This is a genomic window from Streptomyces sp. NBC_01520 (genome assembly GCF_045040375.1).
GTDB lineage: Bacteria > Actinomycetota > Actinomycetes > Streptomycetales > Streptomycetaceae > Streptomyces.
This window is the reverse complement of the sequence record NZ_CP109404.1, coordinates 1213567-1233948: the sequence shown is the minus strand read 5'-3', so window position 1 is coordinate 1233948 and position 20382 is coordinate 1213567. Positions and strand designations below refer to the sequence as shown.

18 protein-coding genes are annotated in these 20382 nt (G+C 69.4%); 8 read left to right on the top strand and 10 right to left on the bottom strand.

The genetic code is table 11. The features are described 5' to 3' along the window. Nucleotides 1–200 precede the first annotated feature (200 nt). On the top strand, nucleotides 201–1115 hold the full coding sequence (locus OG524_RS05650; RefSeq protein ID WP_405392038.1) for a class I SAM-dependent methyltransferase: 915 nt from the start codon (nucleotides 201–203) through the stop codon (nucleotides 1113–1115). Between the two features lie 69 nt (nucleotides 1116–1184). On the opposite strand, the gene OG524_RS05645 is transcribed toward OG524_RS05650, so the two are convergent. From OG524_RS05645 to OG524_RS05630, 4 genes are read right to left on the bottom strand one after another with little or no spacing between them, the layout of a single operon-like run. Further along, nucleotides 1185–2129, bottom strand: coding sequence for a hypothetical protein (locus tag OG524_RS05645; RefSeq protein ID WP_405392039.1), 945 nt, complete (start codon nucleotides 2127–2129; stop codon nucleotides 1185–1187). Between the two features lie 9 nt (nucleotides 2130–2138). Continuing rightward, nucleotides 2139–2924 carry an ABC transporter permease gene (locus tag OG524_RS05640; RefSeq protein ID WP_405392040.1) on the bottom strand — a complete coding sequence of 262 codons (786 nt, stop codon included), beginning with the start codon at nucleotides 2922–2924 and terminating at the stop codon, nucleotides 2139–2141. 7 nt (nucleotides 2925–2931) lie between these two features. Further along, on the bottom strand, nucleotides 2932–3723 hold the full coding sequence (locus OG524_RS05635) for an ABC transporter permease (protein WP_405392041.1): 792 nt from the start codon (nucleotides 3721–3723) through the stop codon (nucleotides 2932–2934). Continuing rightward, complete coding sequence (locus OG524_RS05630; RefSeq protein ID WP_405809328.1) at nucleotides 3720–4688, bottom strand: ATP-binding cassette domain-containing protein; 969 nt, start codon at nucleotides 4686–4688, stop codon at nucleotides 3720–3722. The genes OG524_RS05635 and OG524_RS05630 overlap by 4 nt, the downstream gene beginning before the upstream one ends. A 193-nt stretch (nucleotides 4689–4881) precedes the next feature. Between OG524_RS05630 and OG524_RS05625 the strand changes: the two genes are divergently transcribed. Genes OG524_RS05625 through OG524_RS05615 form a run of 3 tightly spaced genes read left to right on the top strand, consistent with a single transcriptional unit; the run spans nucleotide 4882 to nucleotide 8019 of the window. After that, nucleotides 4882–5604, top strand: coding sequence for an HAD family hydrolase (locus OG524_RS05625; protein WP_405392044.1), 723 nt, complete (start codon nucleotides 4882–4884; stop codon nucleotides 5602–5604). Nucleotides 5605–5651: 47 nt separating this feature from the next. Then, nucleotides 5652–6644, top strand: a complete 993-nt coding sequence (locus tag OG524_RS05620) for an aldo/keto reductase (RefSeq protein ID WP_405392045.1) — start codon at nucleotides 5652–5654, stop codon at nucleotides 6642–6644. Between the two features lie 55 nt (nucleotides 6645–6699). After that, a complete protein-coding gene (locus OG524_RS05615; RefSeq protein WP_405392046.1) occupies nucleotides 6700–8019 on the top strand; it encodes a valine--pyruvate transaminase in 1320 nt (439 codons plus the stop codon). Nucleotides 8020–8340: 321 nt separating this feature from the next. On the opposite strand, the gene OG524_RS05610 is transcribed toward OG524_RS05615, so the two are convergent. The 4 genes from OG524_RS05610 to OG524_RS05595 form a co-directional block, all read right to left on the bottom strand. Continuing rightward, on the bottom strand, nucleotides 8341–9699 hold the full coding sequence (locus OG524_RS05610; RefSeq protein ID WP_405812430.1) for a glutamate decarboxylase: 1359 nt from the start codon (nucleotides 9697–9699) through the stop codon (nucleotides 8341–8343). Nucleotides 9700–10203: 504 nt separating this feature from the next. Then, the gene (locus OG524_RS05605) at nucleotides 10204–11598 is read right to left on the bottom strand and encodes an alpha-amylase family protein (RefSeq protein WP_405809325.1); all 1395 of its coding nucleotides are present in this window, start codon (nucleotides 11596–11598) and stop codon (nucleotides 10204–10206) included. A gap of 308 nt (nucleotides 11599–11906) precedes the next feature. Further along, nucleotides 11907–12599, bottom strand: a complete 693-nt coding sequence (locus tag OG524_RS05600; RefSeq protein ID WP_405809323.1) for a sigma-70 family RNA polymerase sigma factor — start codon at nucleotides 12597–12599, stop codon at nucleotides 11907–11909. Between the two features lie 139 nt (nucleotides 12600–12738). Continuing rightward, complete coding sequence (locus OG524_RS05595; RefSeq protein WP_405392050.1) at nucleotides 12739–13416, bottom strand: hypothetical protein; 678 nt, start codon at nucleotides 13414–13416, stop codon at nucleotides 12739–12741. Between the two features lie 522 nt (nucleotides 13417–13938). On the opposite strand from OG524_RS05595, the gene OG524_RS05590 reads away from it, so the two are divergent. Beyond that, nucleotides 13939–14088, top strand: coding sequence for an SCO1431 family membrane protein (locus OG524_RS05590; RefSeq protein WP_405392051.1), 150 nt, complete (start codon nucleotides 13939–13941; stop codon nucleotides 14086–14088). A 121-nt stretch (nucleotides 14089–14209) separates the two neighbouring features. Here OG524_RS05590 and OG524_RS05585 read toward each other — a convergent pair whose 3' ends face one another. Further along, a complete protein-coding gene (locus OG524_RS05585; RefSeq protein ID WP_405809321.1) occupies nucleotides 14210–15475 on the bottom strand; it encodes a glycoside hydrolase family 18 protein in 1266 nt (421 codons plus the stop codon). A 345-nt stretch (nucleotides 15476–15820) separates the two neighbouring features. Between OG524_RS05585 and OG524_RS05580 the strand changes: the two genes are divergently transcribed. Continuing rightward, on the top strand, nucleotides 15821–17029 hold the full coding sequence (locus OG524_RS05580; protein ID WP_405392053.1) for an acyl-CoA dehydrogenase family protein: 1209 nt from the start codon (nucleotides 15821–15823) through the stop codon (nucleotides 17027–17029). A gap of 407 nt (nucleotides 17030–17436) precedes the next feature. On the opposite strand, the gene OG524_RS05575 is transcribed toward OG524_RS05580, so the two are convergent. Further along, on the bottom strand, nucleotides 17437–17838 hold the full coding sequence (locus OG524_RS05575) for a hypothetical protein (protein WP_405392054.1): 402 nt from the start codon (nucleotides 17836–17838) through the stop codon (nucleotides 17437–17439). A 203-nt stretch (nucleotides 17839–18041) separates the two neighbouring features. Here OG524_RS05575 and OG524_RS05570 point away from each other — a divergent pair, with 203 nt between their 5' ends. Together OG524_RS05570 and OG524_RS05565 are read left to right on the top strand one after the other, a co-directional pair. After that, the gene (locus OG524_RS05570; RefSeq protein ID WP_056787292.1) at nucleotides 18042–18482 is read left to right on the top strand and encodes an Lrp/AsnC family transcriptional regulator; all 441 of its coding nucleotides are present in this window, start codon (nucleotides 18042–18044) and stop codon (nucleotides 18480–18482) included. Nucleotides 18483–18570: 88 nt separating this feature from the next. Beyond that, entirely contained in the window at nucleotides 18571–20211 is a 1641-nt protein-coding gene (locus OG524_RS05565; RefSeq protein ID WP_405809319.1) for an amidohydrolase, read from the top strand. The last annotated feature ends 171 nt before the right edge of the window (nucleotides 20212–20382 follow it).

The following is a 20382-nucleotide window of genomic DNA, read 5'->3' as shown; positions in this document are numbered from 1 at the left end:
CGCTCTTCACGCTCCGCGACTAGGGTCGCCATGCAGCCCTTTGGTGTCATTACCCATTTCCACGCGACGGAGATGAGACCCGGACGGCGTACGGCTCGTCAGGGATACTCTCGGCCGCGTCCGCCTTATTGCCCCTGCCGCCACGAATTTCTCGCGGCAGCGCGCGGCGCCTACGACTTCGATCAGGAGCTTCTTCGCTTATGTCTGCAATATCCGGTACCCCTCACATCGGAATCGAAGCACAGCACATATACCTGCGGTTCAACGGCAACACCGAGGCGTACGACCTGCTTGAGGACATGCTTCCGCTGTCCTACGAGCTCCACATGGGCCGGGAGGTCCGTGAACTCATCGCCGACGGGCTCGCCGCACTCCGGAAGTGCACCACCGAGGAGGAGGCCGACGCCGTCTTCGCCGCCTCCAGGGAGGCGTACGAGAGGCAGGGCTTCGCCTCGCTCCTGACGAAGGAGAAGGAAGGGGGCTGGACGCGCACGATGAGGAACGCCGGCCTGGACGCCGCCTCCGGCCACTTCGTGGACGTCGGCAACCCCAACAACAAGTTCGGCGACTTCCTCCTGCGGCACAACAGCCGGTTGGAGAAGGTGACCGGTGTCGACCACCGCATCGACCCGGGTGTGCTGACGGGCGAGCGCCTGCACTTCGCCCACCAGGAGGACGAGTCCGCCATTCCGCTGCCGGACGCCGTCGCCGATGTCGTCGGGTTCCGGCTCGCGCTGCACCACATGACGACCGACGTGCAGGAGGCACTGCTGCGCGAGGCGAGCCGGATCCTGCGTCCGGGCGGCGAGATCCTCATCATCGAGGATTCGTACACGGATGCCCCGGCCCTCAACGACAACGCACTCACGATGCGTTTCAACCGCCTCGGGGACGAGGACAAGTACGCCCTGATCGCTCTGCTCGACGCCTCGTCGTGCCTGACGACGTACGAAACCATCCCCTTCCCCTTCACCTACCGCTCCATCACGCAGTGGGAGGAGCAGCTCCGCGCTGTCGGCTGCGGGGAGGTCCGCAGCATCTACTGGGGCTTCCCGATGTTCACCCAGTACAACGCCCCCATGGGCATCATCCGCGGCTCGAAGGCGAGCGTCTGACGAAATCGCCACCGCGGAACAGGGCGGCACACACCTCGGGTGTGTGCCGCCCCGTTCCGATTCGGCCGGTCAGGGCACGAGGACGATCCGCCGGTGGTCCGGCAGCGATTCGAGCACGGCGTTGCCGGATCCAGCCGGCATCACCGAGACCAGCCGCAGGGCCTGCGCCCCGTCGATGAAGTCGGGCAGCTCCGCGTCTGGCTCCCGCGGGCCCGCGTACTCGAAGCGCAGCACCGGAAGGTCCATGTCGCGTACGTCGACCAGCCGTTCCGCGACGGTCCGGCAGGAGCTGTTGCCGAACAGGTCACCCGGTACCGGCCGGAACCCGAGCCGCAGCTTGAACGCGCACAGCCCGGGGTGGGTCACCGTCCCGTACAGGTTGATGTCGTTGCCCAGCGAGAGCCAGCGCATACCGCGCGACGCCGCCAGGTCGGCCAGCGCGAGATACATCCCGCGCGGGATCTCAGCACCGCGTCGGCCCGGCGCCACCGCGCTGAACCGGGTCACGAGTGCGGAGAGTTCGGGGTCGAAGCGGACGACGACGCCTCCGGCCAGTTCGCCGTCCTCCCGCCAGGTGACGAGCAGGAACGGCGAGTCCGGCGCCAGGGTTCCCGAGCGGTACCGGGCGGCGAAGTCGTGGCCGAGCCGCATCCCCTTCACCTGTGCCGAATAGAGCTCGGCCCATTCGTCGTAGCGTGACTCGTCGATGGGTTCGGAGATCTCCATCGTCATCCGGTCCAGCCGGCTCAGGGCCGTACGGCTGCGCCTGCGCTGCTTCGGGCTCTGCCGTTCGACGAGGGCGGCCGAGCCGCCCGACGCCGACGCCACCCAGTGCAGCCACGTCGGCCGTACGACCAGGTCCGGATCGCGCAGGGCCTCCCAGCGCCGGTCGTCATCGAGCGTGAGCTGCACCATGTTGGGCCGCTCGGGTCCGGCATGCTCAAGCTCGGCCCGGAGCTCGTCCGGGTGCGCGACCTCGGTGACCCTCAGGCCTGCGGTTTCGAAGGATGACATGGGCCGCCCTTACATCCGGTCGAGCGAGGCGGTTCGGCGGCTCTGGTCCTCGAGGAACCGCAGGGCCACGAGACCCAGCACGCAGAACACCGTGCCGATCAGCGCTTCCTTGGCCAGCAACGAGCCCACGGTGCCCAGGTCGGAGCCTGCGACGACGGCACGGGCCGCCTCGATGGCATGAGTGAGCGGAAGGACGGAGCTGATGTGCGCCATCCAGTCCGGCAGCACGTCCAGCGGCACATTCACTCCGCAGAAGATGAGGAGGATGCCGAACGTGATGTTGGAAAGCACCGAGGTTTCACGGACCCGGAGTGCCACCGCGGCGTTGAGTAGGCCGAGTCCGGTGCACGAGGCCGCAGCGACCAGCGCGATCAGCATGATCTTCGGCCATGCGGAACCGGGTACCGGCACACCGAGCAGCAGGGAGCCGACCGACAGACCGAACAAGGCGACGACCCAGCCGTTGGCCAGCGTGGGGAGGGCACGGCCGAGGAACAGGGGGATCCGGCGCGCAGGGCTCGCCAGGATGATCCCGAGTGTGCCGGTGAAACGCTCACCGGCGATGGTGTTCGCGATGCCGAACAGGCAGGGGATCGCGATGTACTGGATGGCGTTGCCGACAAGATAGAACGAGTCGGAGCCGACGTTGGCGGCACGCCCGAGGTTGACGAACAGCAGGATCTGGAAGATCGGGGCGATCAGCAGGCTCGGGATGTAGATCCACGGGCTGAGCCAACTGAACAACGCACGGAAGCTGATCAGTCCACCGACAAAGAACAGTCGGATCGAGGACACGACACTCCTAGGTGAGCGAAAGGGTGGCTTGCCGGCGGGCGGACCGCAGGATGTTCTCGGAGAGCACTGCCGCGACGATGCCGTAGACCAGGCCGAGGGCTGCGCAGATGCCGAGAGAGACCCACGGGGACTCGCCGTTCGCCGACTCGCGGATGGCCTGGACCGCCCACGTGGGCGGCAGGACCCGGGAGATGCCGGCGACCCAGTCGGGGAACATGCTGAGCGGGACCAGGAAGCCGCAGAGCAGCCAGCCCGGGTACTCCAGCACGTTGCCCAGTGCCCAGGCCGTGCGGTAGCGGACGACCGTGACGGAAAGCATGAAGCCGACCATGGAAACCGAGATGATCGAGAGCAGGACGCAGGCCACGAAGGCCACCGGGCTCGCGATGTGCAGCGGGATGTCGAAAACCAGCCAGCCCCAGAGCAGCGTCGCGCCCATGCTGTAGAGCCCGAGCGAGGCCATGGCCCCGGTGATGGGGATCAGGGTCAGTGCGAAGGGTGTCGGTGAGGAGACCATCAACTCCAGTGTTCCACCGAAGCGTTCGCGCTGCAGGGCGCTGCTGGCCGTGGTGGCGATGGCGGACCAGACACCCATCATGGACGCGCCCAGTGCGGCGTACACCATGACGTCGGGATCGGGTGAGACCCGGTAGACCAGGAAGGCCGAGGTGGCGAAGAACAGCGGCCACACCACCTGGAGGAAGCCATCGAAGGCGGAGGTTGCGATGATCTTGATCTGGATCCACCAGGCCACCATCAGGAACCGGGGGACGGCGAGCAGGGGTGAGCGGTGGTTCATGAGGCGGTCACGAGTTCCACGTAGGCGTCCTCCAGCGTGGGCTCGCGCCAGGCGACCCTTCCCACGCGTGTCGCCGTCAGGGCCGCGAGCACCTCACTCGTGATTTCGGCGTCGGCCTCTGCCTGGATGTTGAGGACCTGGGTGGTCTCCCGCTCCTCAACCGCCACGCTGCGTACGCCGGCCAGGGCACGGACGGCCTCGAGCTCGCCCTCGGCCAGGCCGAAGGTCTCCACTTCCAGCACGCGCCCCGCGGAGACGCGCTTCTTGAGTTCGTCGGGCTTGCCCTCGGCGACGATGCCACCGTTCTGGATGACGGCGATGCGGTCGCAGAGCTCGTCGGCCTCGAACATGTAGTGCGTGGTGAGCAGGATCGTCTTCCCGGACTCCTTGAGTCGGGCAATGGTGCCGCGAAGCTCGCGTGCGCCGACCGGGTCGATGCCGATCGACGGCTCGTCGAGGAAGATGAGTTCCGGGTCGTGCAGCAGGCCGCGCGCGATGTGCAGGCGCTGCTTCATACCGCGGGAGAACCCCTCGACGCGTTCCTTCTCGCGTCCGGCCAGGCCGACCAGCTCGAGCAGTTCGCCGATACGGGCACGCTGGGTGGCGGGCGGCAGCCCGTAAAGCTCCGCGAAGTAGCGAAGGTTGTCCCAGGCGGAGAGCCGGTCGTACAGACCGCGGTCACCACCGAAGACGTACCCGATGTCGCGCCGGACCTGGCGCGCCGAGGTCACGACGTCGTGGCCAAGTACCTTTGCAGATCCTTCGGTCGGAAGGAGCAGTGTGGTCAGCATCTTTATCGTCGTGGTCTTGCCTGCGCCGTTCGGGCCGAGCAAGCCGAACAACTCACCCTGCTCGATGGTGAAGTTCACGCCACGTACGGCGTCCACCACCTTGCGTTCCCGGCTGAAGATGCCGGTGCGAGTCCGATATGAGCGTTTAAGATTGTTAACTTCTACGATGGACACGGCGCGACCATATCTAGATCGACTGGCAACGTAAAGAGTCGATCCTGGATCCGACCTGCAAGATCCGCAAGGTCCCAACCGCCCTGTTTCAGAGGCTTTTCGGGCAAGTCGATGACTGTTGCCATGAAGTCCGCGGTGGCTGAGACTAGCCGCTCCGAAACGATCGCCGGACAGGGAACGGGGTTGCGTATTCATGACCACAGGCAAGTACGGCATGGTGGCGCTGGACATCGACGACACGCTCATCAACTTCGACGACGAGGCGACGAGGCCGGTCATCGAAGCAGTGCACAACGTGGTCAAATCGGGTGCGCACGTGGTGCTGGCGACCGGGCGGGGAATGTTCGCCGCCCAGAGCGTCATCCGCATGTTTGACTTGGAAACCGGCCATTGCGTGGCCAGTAATGGGGCGGTGACCTTCTCGTATCAGCCGTTCGAGGTGGCGAGAGCCCTCACGTTCGACCCCCGCCCCGTCGTCGAGGACGCCCTGCGCAAGCTTCCCGAGGCGCTCGTCGCGGTGGAGGTCGTAGGCCGCGGCTATCGGGTCAACCAGCCTTTCCCCAGTGGGGAGATAGGCGGGAAGATGTGGGTCGAGCCGGTCGAGAAGCTGATGGCCGAGCCCGTCACCAGGGTGCTCGTACGTGACCCGGCGGCGGCACCCCACCGGCATCAGGAGTTCGCGCCCGAGGGCGTGTCGAAGATCTCCGGACTCGCGGTGCTCGCCGAGAGTTTCGGTCTGGGGCCCCAGGACGTGCTAGCCATCGGTGACGGGATGAACGACATCGAGATGCTCCGGTGGGCGGGCCGTGGCGTCGCCATGGGACAGGCCAAGGACGCCGTGAAAGCAGCCGCGGACGCCGTGACCGGCTCGATCACCGAGGACGGCGCGGCCATGGAGCTGAACCACTGGTTCTGATCAACTCCCTTGCGGAACCGGGTGCGGCGTGGATTAGTGTGCCCGGCGTGGAGCAGCGAGAGTTCAACAGAATGGGCAGGTCGGCGTCGGTTGTCGGGCTTGGGACCTGGCAACTGGGCGCAGACTGGGGCGTGGTCGACGAGCAGGATGCGTTGGCGATCCTGACGGCCGCGGTGGACAGCGGTGTGACGTTCCTCGACACCGCGGATGTGTACGGGGACGGCCGCAGCGAGAAGTTGATCGGGCGGTTCCTGAGCGAGCGCCGGAGTGCCGGGGGCGAGGAGATCTTCGTCGCGACGAAGATGGGTCGACGGGCCCCGCAGGAACCGGACGAGTTCACCCTGGACAATTTCCGGACGTGGACGGATCGTTCGCGCACCAATCTCGGCGTTGACATGCTGGATCTTGTGCAGTTGCATTGTCCGCCCACGCCGGTGTTCTCGAGGGGCGCTGTCTACGATGCGCTCGACGCCCTGGTGGCAGAGAAGGCGATCAGCGCATACGGGGTCAGCGTGGAGACGTGCGACGAGGCACTCGCCGCGATCGCGCGTCCGAACGTGGCCAGCATCCAGATCATTCTCAATCCGTTCCGCCGGAAGCCTCTTGAGGAAGTGCTCCCGGCGGCGTTTGCCGCTGGGGTTGCGGTCATTGCCCGGGTGCCCCTGGCGTCGGGAATGCTGTCCGGCAGATTCCGGTCAGATTCGGTCTTTGCCGCGGACGACCACCGCAATTACAACCGGCACGGCGAGTCGTTCGACATCGGGGAGACGTTCTCCGGTGTCGACTACGACAGGGGCCTGGCGGCGGCGGCGGAATTTGCCGCACTGGCTCCGGAGGGTGCGACCACCGCGCAGACGGCACTTCGCTGGATCACGCAGCAGCCTGGTGTGACCACGGTGATCCCGGGCGCGAGCAAGGTGGAGCAGGTACGGGCCAACTCTGCAGCCGCGTACCTGCCGGACCTGCCGGAGCACACGCTCGCAGCCGTCGAGGACCTGTACGACCGCCGGATCCGCGGGCAGGTGCACCACCGCTGGTGACACGGCCCGGGGGTCGGACCCGATGCCGGATCGTCCGGATGACGAGGAGAGCTACATGCAGTTGTCACACAGCGGGGCCAAGATGGCCGGCGTCTCCGGATTGCGCAGCATCATGGATGACGTCGCCGCCAGCACGGCGGGAGTCTCGGCAGACGATTGGCTGAACCTCAGCGTGGGCAATCCGGCCCCCATTCCCGCGGCACGTGAGATGTGGCAGGCCGCGCTGGCGGAATCGCTGGCCGAAGACTTCAGCCGGGCCGGCTGCCACTACGGCCCCTCGCGCGGCAGCCAGGTCCTCGTCGAGGCCATCGCCGGCTACTTCAACCGGACGTACGGCTGGGAGCTGGGACCAGAGAACATAGTCGTCGGCCCCGGCAGCCAGATGGTCTGCTTCGCCGCAGCCTCTCTCTTCGCCGGGCCAGGGCCCCTCGGGGATCGGCGGGTGGTCCTGCCCATGGTCCCCGACTACACCGGGTATCAGGGCCTGTGTATGCATGACGGTGGCATTGTGGGGATCGCGCCCCTGATCCAGCGGGAGGGAAGCCATCGCTTCCGCTACGCGCTGGACCTCGACGCGCTGCACAGACAGTCGGACATCGGCATGCTGCTGGTTTCCAGCCCCGGCAATCCCACCGGCCGGGCCCTCGAGCGGTCGGACGTGGACGCACTGACCGCGCTAGCGGTGGAACGTGACGTCCCGCTCTTCATCGACCATGCCTACGGTTCGCCGTTTCCGCAGATCGCCGAGGTGCACACCGAGCCGATGCTGCACAGGCAGGTCGTCCACTGCTTCTCGGCGTCCAAAGCGGGCCTCCCCGGCGAACGGATCGGCTTCGCGATCGGCGCGCCGCAGTACATCGATGCACTGGCGTCGTTCATGTCCAACTCCGTCCTTCACGCACCGCAACTCACACAGGCGGCGCTGGCCCGCACCCTGCGGGACGGACGGCTGGATCACGTCACGCGCACGGCGATTGTGCCGTACTACCGTCAGAAGAAGCGCTTTGCCGAGGAACTCCTGTCGGAACTGATGCCGAAGGATATCGACTGGCGGATGCACTCCGGCGTCGGCGGAATGTTCTGCTGGCTCTGGGTGGACCATCCGTGGTTCGATGACGTCGTCCTCTACAACCGCCTTAAGGAACGTCAGGTATTTGTCGTTCCGGGTCGGCACTTTTTCGTGGACCAGCTCTTCTCCCCTGGCCTGGGTGCCCATGCAACCCAGTGCTTCCGCATCAGCCTCAGCGCAGATGAAAAGGTGATCACCGAAGGTGTCCACCGCCTGGCGGAGGTCTTGACGGAACTACGTGACAGCTCCGCCGGTATCCGTCGTCATGGATCAGGCGTCGTCGGTTCCGGTATTGCGAGGCGGTGACTGGGCAGACGCTGTGACGGGCTCGCCGTAGGGCAGCAGCACCCTTCAGCTCGCCGTCTGCGAGTTCCGCGACCACGGAGTAACGTCCGTGCAGGTCTGCCGGTGGCTGCGTGCGATGCCCGACGGGCTGCTCGAAAGCCTGCCGGCCGCCCACCATCCCGCGGTTCGGGCGGAGTCGGATCTGCTGCGCGAATCGGTGGAACGGGCGTTCCCCGACGCGGCCCGTCGCGCAGACGGCCGACAGCCAGGGCGTGGGCGGCAGGTCCGGACCGCCCCGACAGCTCGGGGGAGACGGCCTGCGTCACGGGGGACGGCGGTGCGTCAGTACCCGGTCCCGCGCTTGACCTGGGAACGCTCGACCCCGTGTGTCGCACCCTTGTCGTCCAAGGTCCGACACGCTGCGGCGATGTCCTGGCCCAGACGGTCGATCTGCTCGCGGCTCAGAGTTTCCTTGACCAGGGCACGCATGATCTTCACCCGCTCCGCGTTGGGCGGAAGGGTGTACGCCGGCACCATCCAGCCGCGCTCGGCCGAGAGCTGCCAGGCGACGTCGGACTCGTCGTAGGAGTGCTTGCCGGCGAGGCGGAAGGCGACGAGGGGCAGCTGCTCGAGGTCGCTGCCGATCACTTCGAAGCGGCCGCCGGCACGCAGGTTGTCCGCCAGCGCCCGGGCGTTCTCCTGCATGATCTTCATGACGTAGGTGTAGCCCTGGCGGCCGAGACGCACGAAGTTGTAGTACTGCGCGAGCACCATCGCCGAGCCGGTCGAGAAGTTGAGGGTGAACGTCGCATCGGTCTTGCCCAAGTAGTTCTCGTAGAACACGAGATGCTGCGCCAGGTCGGACTCCTCGCGGAAGACCAGCCAGCCGACGCCGGGGTAGACCAAGCCGTACTTGTGTCCCGAGACGTTGATGGAGCGGACCTGCTCCAGCCGGAAGTCCCATTCCGAGTCCGGGTAGAGGAAGGGCCACACGAAGCCGCCGCTGGCCGCGTCGACGTGGATCGGGATGTCGAGGTCCCGCTTCTTACGGATGTCCCGCAGGAGCTTGTCGATCCCGACGACGTCGTCCTTGTGGCCGGTGAACGTCGTACCGAGGACGGCGACGACACCGATGGTGTTCTCGTCGAGGTGGGGCTCCACGTCCTGCGGACCGATCGTGTACTTGCCCTCTTCGAGCGGCACGATCCGCGGTTCGACGTCGAAGTAGCGACAGAACTTCTCCCACACGACGTGGACGTCGCCGCCGAAGACCAGGTTGGGCCGGTCATTCGGCAGCTTGGCCGCCTGACGGCGCTCGCGCCATTTCCACTTCAGGGACAGCGCGCCGAGCATGATCGCCTCGGACGAGCCCTGGGTCCGGCATCCGGTCGTCTTTCCCGGCGCGTGGAAAAGATCGGCGAGCATGCGCACGCAACGCTGCTCGATCTCGGCGGAAATCGGGTATTCGGCGTGGTCGATGAAATTGCGGTGGAGATTCTCGGTGATGAGCCGTTGCGCCTCCGGCTCCATCCAGGTGGTCACGAACGTCGCGAGGTTGCGTTGCGGATCGCCCTCCATGGCGAGATCGACATCCACGAGCCTCATCGCATCCGTCGCGGCCATTCCTTTGTCGGGAAAAGAATCCGAGGGGGAGGGCGCGGTGAGGAATCGGTTGCCGAAAAGGGCCACATCGTCGCGCATTGTCATACGACGATTCAAACAGTGTCGCGCTTTCCTCCGAGAGGGACACGCCGGGACATGACATGCGCGCCCCGACGGTGGACGTGACCGGGCGGGGCGGCAGTTGGAAAACCTCCCCCAGGCCTTCACACATCTGGCCCTGATCGACGCGGCGATCACCTTGGACGCGAAGCTCAATGGCGCACGCGGGGGGGCGGGACCTGGTCACCGCTCGGCCCGCCGTGCCCGCCGCCCCCGGAAGTACGTACCGCTGTCCGGGAAACCACGGACGCGCGGCGTCGAACCGACGGGCAGAGTCGTGGTCATGCCGTGACCGCCAACGGCACAGGGGGCGGCGGGGCGGCCCGGAGGACGGTGTGGTGGGCGCGGGGCGGCGGTGAGCCTCACCGTCACCGGCCGGTCCGCCGATCTTCCGGGCCCCTACCGGGGGACGCCGACGCACCCGGGGCCTGCGGGACGGAACACTCCCGTCGCGCGGGCCCCGGGTGCGCGCGTTGACTCCGGTCAGCCCGCCTGGGCGCCTGTGTGCAGGGCGAGGGCTCCGTGAGCGGGGAGGGCGGCCTGGATCGTGCCGTCGTCCCCGACGGTGACGGTGTTGCCGTCACAGTTGTCCGGGGCGGCAGCGGCGACGTTGCAGTAGGTGCCCGCGGGGAGGGAGGTCGTCAGCGTCTCGGAGAGATCGCCGTCCCCGTTGTTGAGGGCGACGAATCCCTTGTCGCCCCGGCCGAACGCGATCGCGTTGCCGCCGTTGTCCCACCAGTGGGTCAGCTCCGCCTGGCCGACCGCGTTACGGAAGCCGACGAGGCCGGTGATCGCCCGCTGGGTGTGGGCGTTCGTCCAGCCGTCGGTTCCGCTCGGCGGGCCCGCGTCCTTGCTGGACCACTCGTAGCCGGAGTACACGTTCGGTGAACCGTAGGGCGAGGCCAGCATGAAGACGTTGGCGAGGGTGTAGGTCGCGCCGTCCTTGTAGGTCAGCGTCGAACCGTTGCGCTCGGTGTCCCAGTTGTCGACGAACGTGCGGGCGGCGTCGCTGCCCAGCTTGCCGTCCGCGACCGACTTCAGCTGTGCGATGCCGCCGCCCTGGAAGGCGCTCTTGAGGTGGCCGCCGTAGCGGAACTCGTCCACGTCACCGATGCCCGTGTACTCCTCGGGCTGCACGGCCTCGCCGCCGCCGTGGATGACCTCCGAGACCCAGAATCCCGGATCGCTCATCTTGCCCTTGATGGCAGCGATGTCGTCCGCCGCCATGTGCTTGGCCGCGTCGATACGGAAGCCGTCGACGCCCAGTGAGCGCAGGTCGTCGAGGTACGCGGCGACGGTGGACCGGACCTGGTCGTTCCCGGTGTCGAGGTCGGAGAGACCCACCAGTTCGCAGTTCTGCACGTCGTCGCGGCTGGTGTAGTCCTTGATGTCGGCGCGGCAGGTGTGGAAGCCGGAGTCCTGGAAATAGCCCGGATAGTCATACTTGGTGTAGGCCGTGCCGCCCGTTCCGGTCCCGGAGCCGGCGGCCATGTGGTTGATGACGGCGTCGGCGACGACCTTCACCCCTGCTGTGTGGCAGGCGGCGACCATTCCGGCGAACGCGTCACGGTCGCCCAGACGGCCGGCGATCTTGTAACTGACGGGCTGGTACGAGGTCCACCACTGGTCACCCTGGATGTGCTCGCTCGCGGGTGACACCTGTACGTAGCCGTATCCGGCAGGGCCGAGCTCGTCGGTGCAGGCCTTGGCCACGTCGGCGTACTGCCGCTCGAACATGGTGACGGTGACGGTCTTCTCGCCGGGGGGTGTCGCCTGGGACTGCCAGGGGGCGACCGTCGCCAGGGCTGCAACGGTCATGACTCCGGCGACAGTTCCGCCGAGCAGACAGAATCGGTGCTGAGTGGTGCGGTGGTGCATGGTGCGGCTCCTTCGACGACAGGGCACAGCTGTGCCCTCGAAGACAGCCACGCGCCAGGCTGTCGTGGGGGGAACGCCTCAGACCATGCCGCCCGTCCGTGTACACGTCAAGGACTTCTGCAAGGCCTTGCGAAAGATTGCGCAAGGTGCGTCGGGGTGGCGGGGCGCTCCGCGGACACGGCGTCCGGTGGGTCTCGGACGGCAACGTTCCAGGTCGGGGAAGCCGTGCCGGTCGGGCGGTCGGCAGGGCTGCGTGGGCCGCCAGGGGCACCGGCGCGCGGTCGGGCCGTGCCCCTGGCGGCGTGCGGTCAGGCCACTGCCGCGGCGGCCGGTACCAGGTGCGGCCCGGCCCCGGCCCCGTGGTGATTCCTCGTGACGGGCCGGTGCGGGGCCGCGGTGGTCTCCGCGTCCCTGAGCAGTGCGACCAGCGCGGACCTGGCACGGGCGACGCGTGAGCGCACGGTTCCGATGGGGGTTCCCGTGACCGCGGCGGCCTCCGCGTAGGAAAGTCCCAGGAGTTGGGTGAGGACGAACGCCTCGCGGCGCTCGGCGGGGATCGTCGCCAGGAGATCGGCGAGAGCGATGCCGTCGTCGAAGCCGGGCAGGCCCCGTGGCTGCGACCGCTCGACCGCGGACTGCCAGTCGTTCCGGTCCGCAGGTCTGGGCCTGGCGGCGGCACGGCGCAGGCTGTCCACGACGGTCCGCCGGGCGATGGAGAGCAGCCAGGTGCGCGCCGACGAGCGGCCCTCGAACCGGTGGAGGCTGCCGAGCGCGCGCAGGAAGGTGTCCTGGGTGAGGTCGTCGGCCGCCTGGGGGTCGGGGCTCAGGAAGGCGACGTAGCGCCGTACGTCGTGGTGCAGGACGCGTATGAAGCGGTCCATCGCTTCGGCGTCCCCGGAACGCGCGGCGAGGGCCAGTCGCGTGGCCCGTTCGTCGGCGCCACGCGTGTCCCGCGGCGTTCTCTTCCCGACGGCCGGGCGTGGGGGCAGGGCAGGAGTCATCGCCTGATGTCCTTCTGGGAGTCCGGGATCGTCCCGCGCGGGGGCGGGGCCGGTGCTGTGTACGACGCGGCCGGAGGAGGCCGCGCCGGTGCCCGGGGCACACCTGGTCGGGCCAGGGCGCCGGACGGGGAGCCGGCTGTCAGACGACAGCGATCCGGGGCGGCGGACCTCGGGTGCCGAGGGCGTGGACCAGCAGCAACTGCCGCAGCGTGCGGGCCCGGTGGGAACGCCGGGCGCGGACCCGCGGCCGGTCGGCAGGCAGGGGCAGCCGGAGGACGAGCCGGAGCGGAGCGACCAGCCATCCCGCGCAGGCGCGCAGCAGACGGAAGGCGGCCCGCTCCCCGCAGGCGAGCCAGAGGCCGCACAACAGGGCGGCCAGCAGGTGCGCGAGGAGCATCCCCGTCAAGGACCGGCCTGCCATCTCGTGCCCCGCGGACATCATCACCGCGTGCTCCGTCAGGCCGTCCGGGCCGGGGTGGTGCATCTCCCCGGTGCCGGGCACGGGCATCCCCGTCGAGGCGGAACCGTGCGTGTCGCCGAGCAGATACCGGGTCCACCGCCGGGTGGGCGAGGCACCGCCCGGCATCGAGGGGTGGACCGCGGCCTGAGCCAGCGAGAAGGCTGTGTGCAGGACCGCCTGGACCACGACCGCCGCCGGGACGACGAAGGCAAGGCCGCGCTCCCGGCGGGTGAACACCCAGGCCGTCGCACCCGTCACGGTGAGAGCACCGGCCAGGGCCCACCAGGGGAGAGGAGTCGCGGACATGACGATGTGGCCGAGGGCGGTGAGCAGCACACAGGCGGCTGCGAACACCACGGCCCTCACCGCGCGACAGCACCGGCCGGGAGTCATGGCGCGTTCATCCTCGCACCCCGTCCCGTCCACGACGGGGGAGTACGCGAACTTCCCGGCCCGCCGCCCGGTTTCGCCGCCGGGTTTCGCTCCCCGGCCTCGCGGACCCGGGCGAGGCGGGACCCGTGCTGCCGAACCGGGTTCGCCGCCGTCGTGCCCGCGCTCGACGAGGACCTGCCCGCCTCGGGCGTCACCCCGGTCCGCGAAGCCGTCCATCCGCGCCTCCTCCCGATGACGGCCGAGACCGGCCGCTGACGGCCCGGCGCGCGGCGCACCCCGTGAACCGTGTGGTGTCCGGCACAGGTGATGGCCCCGCGCCGGGCGGCCCGGCCGTGGATCCCTTGCCGCAGTGGGGATCCGGGGCTCAGGTCGTGCTGTGCGAGGCCGGCCGCCGGTGACCTGGATCTCTTCCCGGGAGGGCGTATCGGCTGGCACAGTGGTCGCGTCCCGGGGGAACGTCCATTGCCGACCGATGGGTGAGATGCCATGACCGCGACCGCCGCCGAGAACGCGCGCCACGCCCGCCGGGCCCGCACCGGGGGCCCCGAGGACGGGCCGAAGCTGCTGGAGCACATCCTGGGCTGGACGCTCGTCGTCGTCCTGGCGGTGTTCGTCACCCAGGCCGGACTCATGTGACGTACCCCGCGAGGGGCCGGACGGTCGCAGCGATGGAAGCCCCGCCGGGAGGCAGAGGGGCGGGGCGCCCGCCCGGCACCCCGCCCCCTTCCCGCCCTGCCGGGCGTGTACCCCGTCGGCGCTAGTTGATGGCCTTGATCAGCTCGCCGTCGGTCGTGTCACCGCTGAGCTCCCAGAAGAAGGTGCCTCCCAGGCCCTGCTGGTTCTTGTAGTCCATCTTCGTGGCGATGGTGGACGGGGTGTCGTAGCTCCACCAGTTGGTGCCGCAGTGGGCGTACGCCGTGCCGGCCACGGTGCCCGTCACCGGGCAGCTGTTCTTCAGGATCTTGTAGTCCTCGATGCCCGCCTCGTACGTGCCCGGGGCCGCCCCGGTCGCCGTGCCGCCCGGCTCCGACTGCGTGACACCGGTCCAGCCGCGGCCGTAGAAGCCGATGCCGAGCAGCAGCTTCTCGGGCGGGATGCCGAGCCCCTTGAGCTTGGAGATCGCCGCGTCGCTGTTGAAGCCCTCCGTCGGGATGCCCGGGTAGGACGTCAGCGGGGAGTGCGGGGCCGTCGGGCCCTGGGCGGCGAACGCGCCGAAGAAGTCGTACGTCATCGGGTTGTACCAGTCGAGGTACTGCGCCGCTCCGGCGTAGTCCACGGCGTCGATCTTGCCGCCGTCCGAGCCGTCGGCGGTGATCGCCGAGGTGATGAGATTCCCGGTGCCGAACTTCGAGCGCAGCGCGGCGAGAAGGTCGCCGTAGGCGTCGCGGCCGCTGGTGTCGCAGGTCAGGCCACAGGCGTTCGGGTACTCCCAGTCGATGTCGATGCCGTCGAAGACATCGGCCCAGCGCGGGTCCTCCACCAGGTCGTAGCAGGACTCGGCGAACGCGGCGGGATTCTGCGCGGCCTCGCCGAAGCCCCCGGACCAGCTCCAGCCGCCGAAGGACCAGACGATCTTCAGGTCCGGGTGCAGCTTCTTCAGCTTGCGCAACTGGTTGAAGTTGCCTCGCAGTTCCTGGTCCCAGGTGTCCGCGACGCCGTCCACCGACTGGTCGGCGGTGTAGGCCTTCTCGTAGTCGGCGTAGCTGTCGCCGATGGTGCACTTGCCGCCCTGGACGTTGCCGAAGGCGTAGTTGATGTGCGTGAGCTTGTCGGCCGAGCCCGACGTCTCGATGTTCCTGACGTGGTAATCGCGCTGGTAGACACCCCAGTTGGTGAAGTATCCGACCACCTTGTCGCCGGCCGCGGTGGGGGCGGCCTCGGCGGCTGCCGCAGGCTCCGCGGCAGGGGCCGCTCCCGCCGCAGACGTCCCCGCGACGCCGAGGAGAGCGGCGCCGAGAGCGACGGTACAGGCGGTTGCGGCGAGTGCCCTCAGGCGGGCGCGGGGACGGTGAAGTCCGGTCATTGTGGCTCCTCGTGGGGGAGGGCTTGGGCGTGGGGGCCCCTCGCTCCATCGTTTGGCATGGACGCGATGAGGCATTGGGGGAGACCGTAGAAGGACTAGACCAGTTGGGTCAATGGTGCGTACCAATTTCCGTGACCGTCCGGCCCCCGCACCCGGTGACGCAAGCGCTCCGATCGGGCATACTCGACCCGCCACAGCCGCTGGCCAGCGCCTCTCGTGATCCGAGAAGGCAGGATCGGCTGGGGAGTCATAGATTTCCGGGCATCGCCCGGGACCACCCGGCGGCGCCGCTCACACCCCGCGCGCGCGACCGCCGCAACGCCCGACAGGGAGGAGAGCGCCGTCATGTCCGACCGTGCCCCGCAGCCGGTGGAACGCCGTCTGCCCACCGAGGAGTCCCGGCAGCTCATGGAGCTGGTCCGCGACCTGGTGTCCAAGGAGATCGCTCCCCGGGCGGCCGAGGAGGAGGAATCCGGCCAGTTCCCGCGCGCGGTCTTCACCCTGCTCTCCGAATCCGGACTGCTCGGACTGCCGTACGACTCCGCGTACGGCGGCGGGGACCAGCCGTACGAGGTCTACCTCCAGGTCCTCGAGGAGCTGGCCGCGGCGCGGCTCACCGTAGGCCTCGGCGTCAGCGTCCACTCGCTGGCCTGCCACGCGCTCGCCGGATACGGCACCAAGGAGCAACAGGCCGCCCACCTCCCGGCGATGCTCGGGGGCGGGCTGCTGGGCGCCTACTGCCTCTCCGAGCCCTCCTCGGGCTCCGACGCCGCCTCGCTGCGCACGAAGGCCGTACGGGACGGAGGGGGTGCCTCCCGTTCGAGCGGGGCCGACGGTGGGGGAAGCTGGGTCCTCACCGGCACCAAGGCCTGGATCACGCACGGCGGGATCGCCGACTTCTACACCGTCCTGGCGCGCACCGGCGTGGAGGGCCCTCGCGGCATCACCGCGTTCCTGGTGCCCGGCGACGTCGACGGGCTCAACGCGGCCGTCCCCGAGAAGAAGATGGGCATGAAGGGCTCGCCCACGGCCCAGCTGCACTTCGACGGCGTGCGGATCCCCGACGCCCGCCGCATCGGCGAGGAGGGGCAGGGCTTCGCCATCGCCCTGTCCGCGCTCGACTCGGGCCGGCTGGGAATCGCCGCCTGCGCCATCGGCGTCGCCCAGGCGGCCCTGGACGAGGCCGTCGGATACGCCACGGGGCGGCACCAGTTCGGCCGGCCAATCGCGGACTTCCAGGGACTGCGCTTCATGCTCGCCGACATGGCCACCCGGATCGAGGCGGGACGGGCCCTCTACCTGGAGGCCGCACGGCTCCGCGACGCGGGCCTGCCGTTCTCGCGGCAGGCGGCGATGGCGAAGCTGTTCTGCACCGACGCGGCCATGCAGGTCACCACGGACGCGGTCCAGGTGCTCGGGGGCTACGGCTACACCCTCGACTTCCCCGTCGAGCGGCTGATGCGCGAGGCCAAGGTGCTGCAGATCGTCGAAGGCACCAATCAGATCCAGCGCATGGTCATCGCCCGCCACCTCGCGGGCCCCGAGACGCGCTGACCCGCACGGGCAGGTCCGACCACACGGGTGTCGTCATGATCCGGTTCCACTCCTGGTCATGGCGGCCCGGCAGTGTCCGGCCCGTACTCTCCCAATGACGTAGCAGCGCGAGGTAGACGGGCGGATCGGTGGTGTGCGGCACGGACTGCCGCGGAGCCTCCCGGGACGGCGGGCCGGGCTGCTGAACCGATTCTTCGGACGTCGGAGCGGCGAGACGGCGGCGGACGGGGCCAGCCGTTGAATGCAGCGTGGTCATACAGGACCAACGCCCGGGCGGGGTCCCGGGTCACTGTCCGGCCGATTCGCGCGCCCGTTCCTCGGGTGCCGCGTCCACCGGCCGGCCGGTGGGACTGCCCGCACCACGCCGGCGGAACCGTAGTGGTGCACCAGGAGCGTGCGTCCGTACGTCAGGCGGCGTGGCGCCGCGTCTGCGGTACCTGCTGCAGGGGGCGCGAGCCCGGACCCACGGCGTGCGAGAACGGCTGCATCCGCCAGTCGAGGCCCTGGGGGAGCGTCAGCAGCAGCGCCGTCTCCTGCTCCTGGACCTCGAGCGTCTCGTCGGCCGGACGCGCCCGGGAGGCGTCGCGGCTCGTGCCGGCGCACACGGTGAGGACGAACGGGTTCCACGGAGTGGGGCACAGCGCGTGCTCGGGCAGGACGTCCTCGTCCGCCAGCAGCGCGATCGGCTGCGCACAGTCCGGGCAGATCACCCGGTACATCTCGAATGTGTCGTACGCGTCGGAAGCGAGGTCCTCGTCGAGATCGACGGGCTCCGGTTCGGTACGTCCGGTGAGCTTCAGGCTCTGCATGGGATATTCCCCCCTCGGGTGGGCCGGCCAGGCGCCACGGCCTCGGCCACAGCAAGCACTTCCCGTGGGATGTCGGCCGTAACCGCGAGGTCGTCGGCTACTGACGCGTAAACCTGTGGCATTCGTCACATGCCCCCCGAACGTGCAGTTCCGGAGCCCCCACGACTGTGCCTGGAGGGACCCGGGGCCATAGGTTGATCCGCATGGAGGAGCTGGACCGTCAGATTGTGGAGTTGCTCGTCAAGGACGGGCGGATGAGCTACACCGACCTGGGCAAGGCCACGGGCCTGTCCACCTCGGCCGTTCATCAGCGCGTCCGCCGGCTGGAGCAGCGCGGGGTGATCCGCGGCTATGCCGCGGTCGTCGACCCCGAGGCCGTCGGCCTGCCCCTCACCGCGTTCATCTCGGTGAAACCCTTCGACCCGAGCGCCCCCGACGACATCGCCGAACGGCTGGCCGACGTGCCGGAGCTGGAGGCCTGCCACAGCGTCGCCGGCGACGAGAACTACATCCTCAAGGTGCGGGTCTCCAGCCCTCTCGAACTGGAGCACCTGCTCACCCGGATCCGCTCGCTGGCCGGCGTCTCCACCCGTACGACGGTCGTCCTCTCCACCCCGTACGAGGCGCGCCCCCCGCGCATCTGAGCCGCGCCCCGGTGTGTCCGAGGCGCGCACGGCGCGTATCGGAGGGGGTGCGGGCGGAATCGTCCCGGGCAGGCGCGAGACTGGTGTCATGACCGAGAGCACCGCCCCCCAGAGCGAACACCGCACCGTGCTGCTGCGCGGTGGAGACGTCCACAGCCCCGCCGATCCGTTCGCCACCGCGATGGTCGTCGAACGCGGCCATGTCGCGTGGGTGGGATCGGAAGGGGCGGCCGACGCCTTCGCGAGCGGCGTCGACGAGGTGATCGACCTGGAAGGGGCCCTGGTCACCCCGGCGTTCACCGACTCCCACGTCCACACCACATCGACCGGACTCGCCCTCACGGGGCTGGACCTCTCCGCCGCCCGCACGCTCACCGAGGCACTCGGCCTCGTGCGTGATTACGCGAACACCCACTCCGGCGAGCGGGTCGTCCTCGGCCACGGCTGGGACGCGACCCGGTGGCCCGAACAGCGGCCCCCGTCGCGCGCCGAGCTCGACGAGGCGGCCGGCGGCCGGCCCGTCTACCTGCCCCGGGTGGACGTCCACTCCGCCGTCGTGACGACGGCGCTCCTGGACATGGTCCCGGGTGTCACGGCGCTGACCGGCTACCACCCCGACGCCCCGCTGACCGGCGGCGCGCACCACGCGGTGCGCGCCGCGGCGCACGGCGCCGTCACCCCCGGCCAGCGGGCCGAGGCCCAGCGCGCCGCCCTGGCGCACGCCGCCTCGCTCGGCATCGGCACCGTGCACGAGTGCGCCGGTCCCGAGATCTCCGACGAGGAGGACTTCACCGGCCTCCTGAAACTCGCCTCCCAGGAGCCCGGCCCCCGGGTCTTCGGATACTGGGCGGAGCGGATCGAGGACGAGAAGGGCGCCCGGCGCATCCGTGAGCTCGGCGCCATCGGTGCGGCCGGAGACCTCTTCGTCGACGGGTCCCTCGGCTCGCACACCGCCTTCCTGCACGAGCCGTACGCCGACGCCCCGCACACCGGCACCGCCCATCTGGACGCCGCACAGATCGCCGCACACGTGACGGCCTGCACCGAGGCCGGACTGCAGGCCGGATTCCACGCCATCGGGGACGCGGCCGTCTCCGCCGTCGTGACCGGCGTCCGGGCCGCCTCCGAGAGCCTCGGACTCGCCCGCGTCCGTGCCGCCAGGCACCGGGTGGAGCACGCCGAGATGCTCACCCCCGAGACCGTCGCCGCCTTCGCGGAACTGGGGCTCACGGCCTCCGTCCAGCCCGCCTTCGACGCGGCCTGGGGCGGCCGGGAAGGCATGTACGCCGCCCGGCTGGGCGCGGAGCGGGCCGCCACCCTCAACCCGTACGCGGCCCTCCTGCGCGCCGGGGTGCCGCTCGCCTTCGGCTCGGACAGTCCGGTCACCCCGCTGGACCCGTGGGGAACCGTGCGGGCGGCGGCCTTCCACCGGACCCCGGAGCACCGCATCTCCGTACGGGCCGGATTCACCGCCCACACCCGGGGCGGCTGGCGGTCCGTCGGCCGCGACGACGCGGGCGTGCTCGTGCCCGGCGCCCCCGCCGACTACGCCGTCTGGCGTACCGGCGAACTTGTGGTCCAGGCCCCCGACGACCGGGTCGCCCGCTGGTCCACCGACCCCCGCTCCGGCACCCCTGGCCTGCCCGAACTCACACCGGGAGCAGCACTTCCGGTCTGCCTGCGCACGGTGGTCTTCGGACAAACTGTCTACGTAAGGCCGAACGAGTGACGTCGCAACTTCCCGTACCGCCGATCGAAGGCGCCGAGACTCTGCCGCGACCTGCGAGTCCTCAGCGCTGACCAGGCGATTCAGGAGAAAATCGCAGGTCGCACGGCTGTTGACAGGGAGCGCCCACCGGCCGGTAGGTTCGGCCGGGTCCACCACTGGACGTCCGACCGG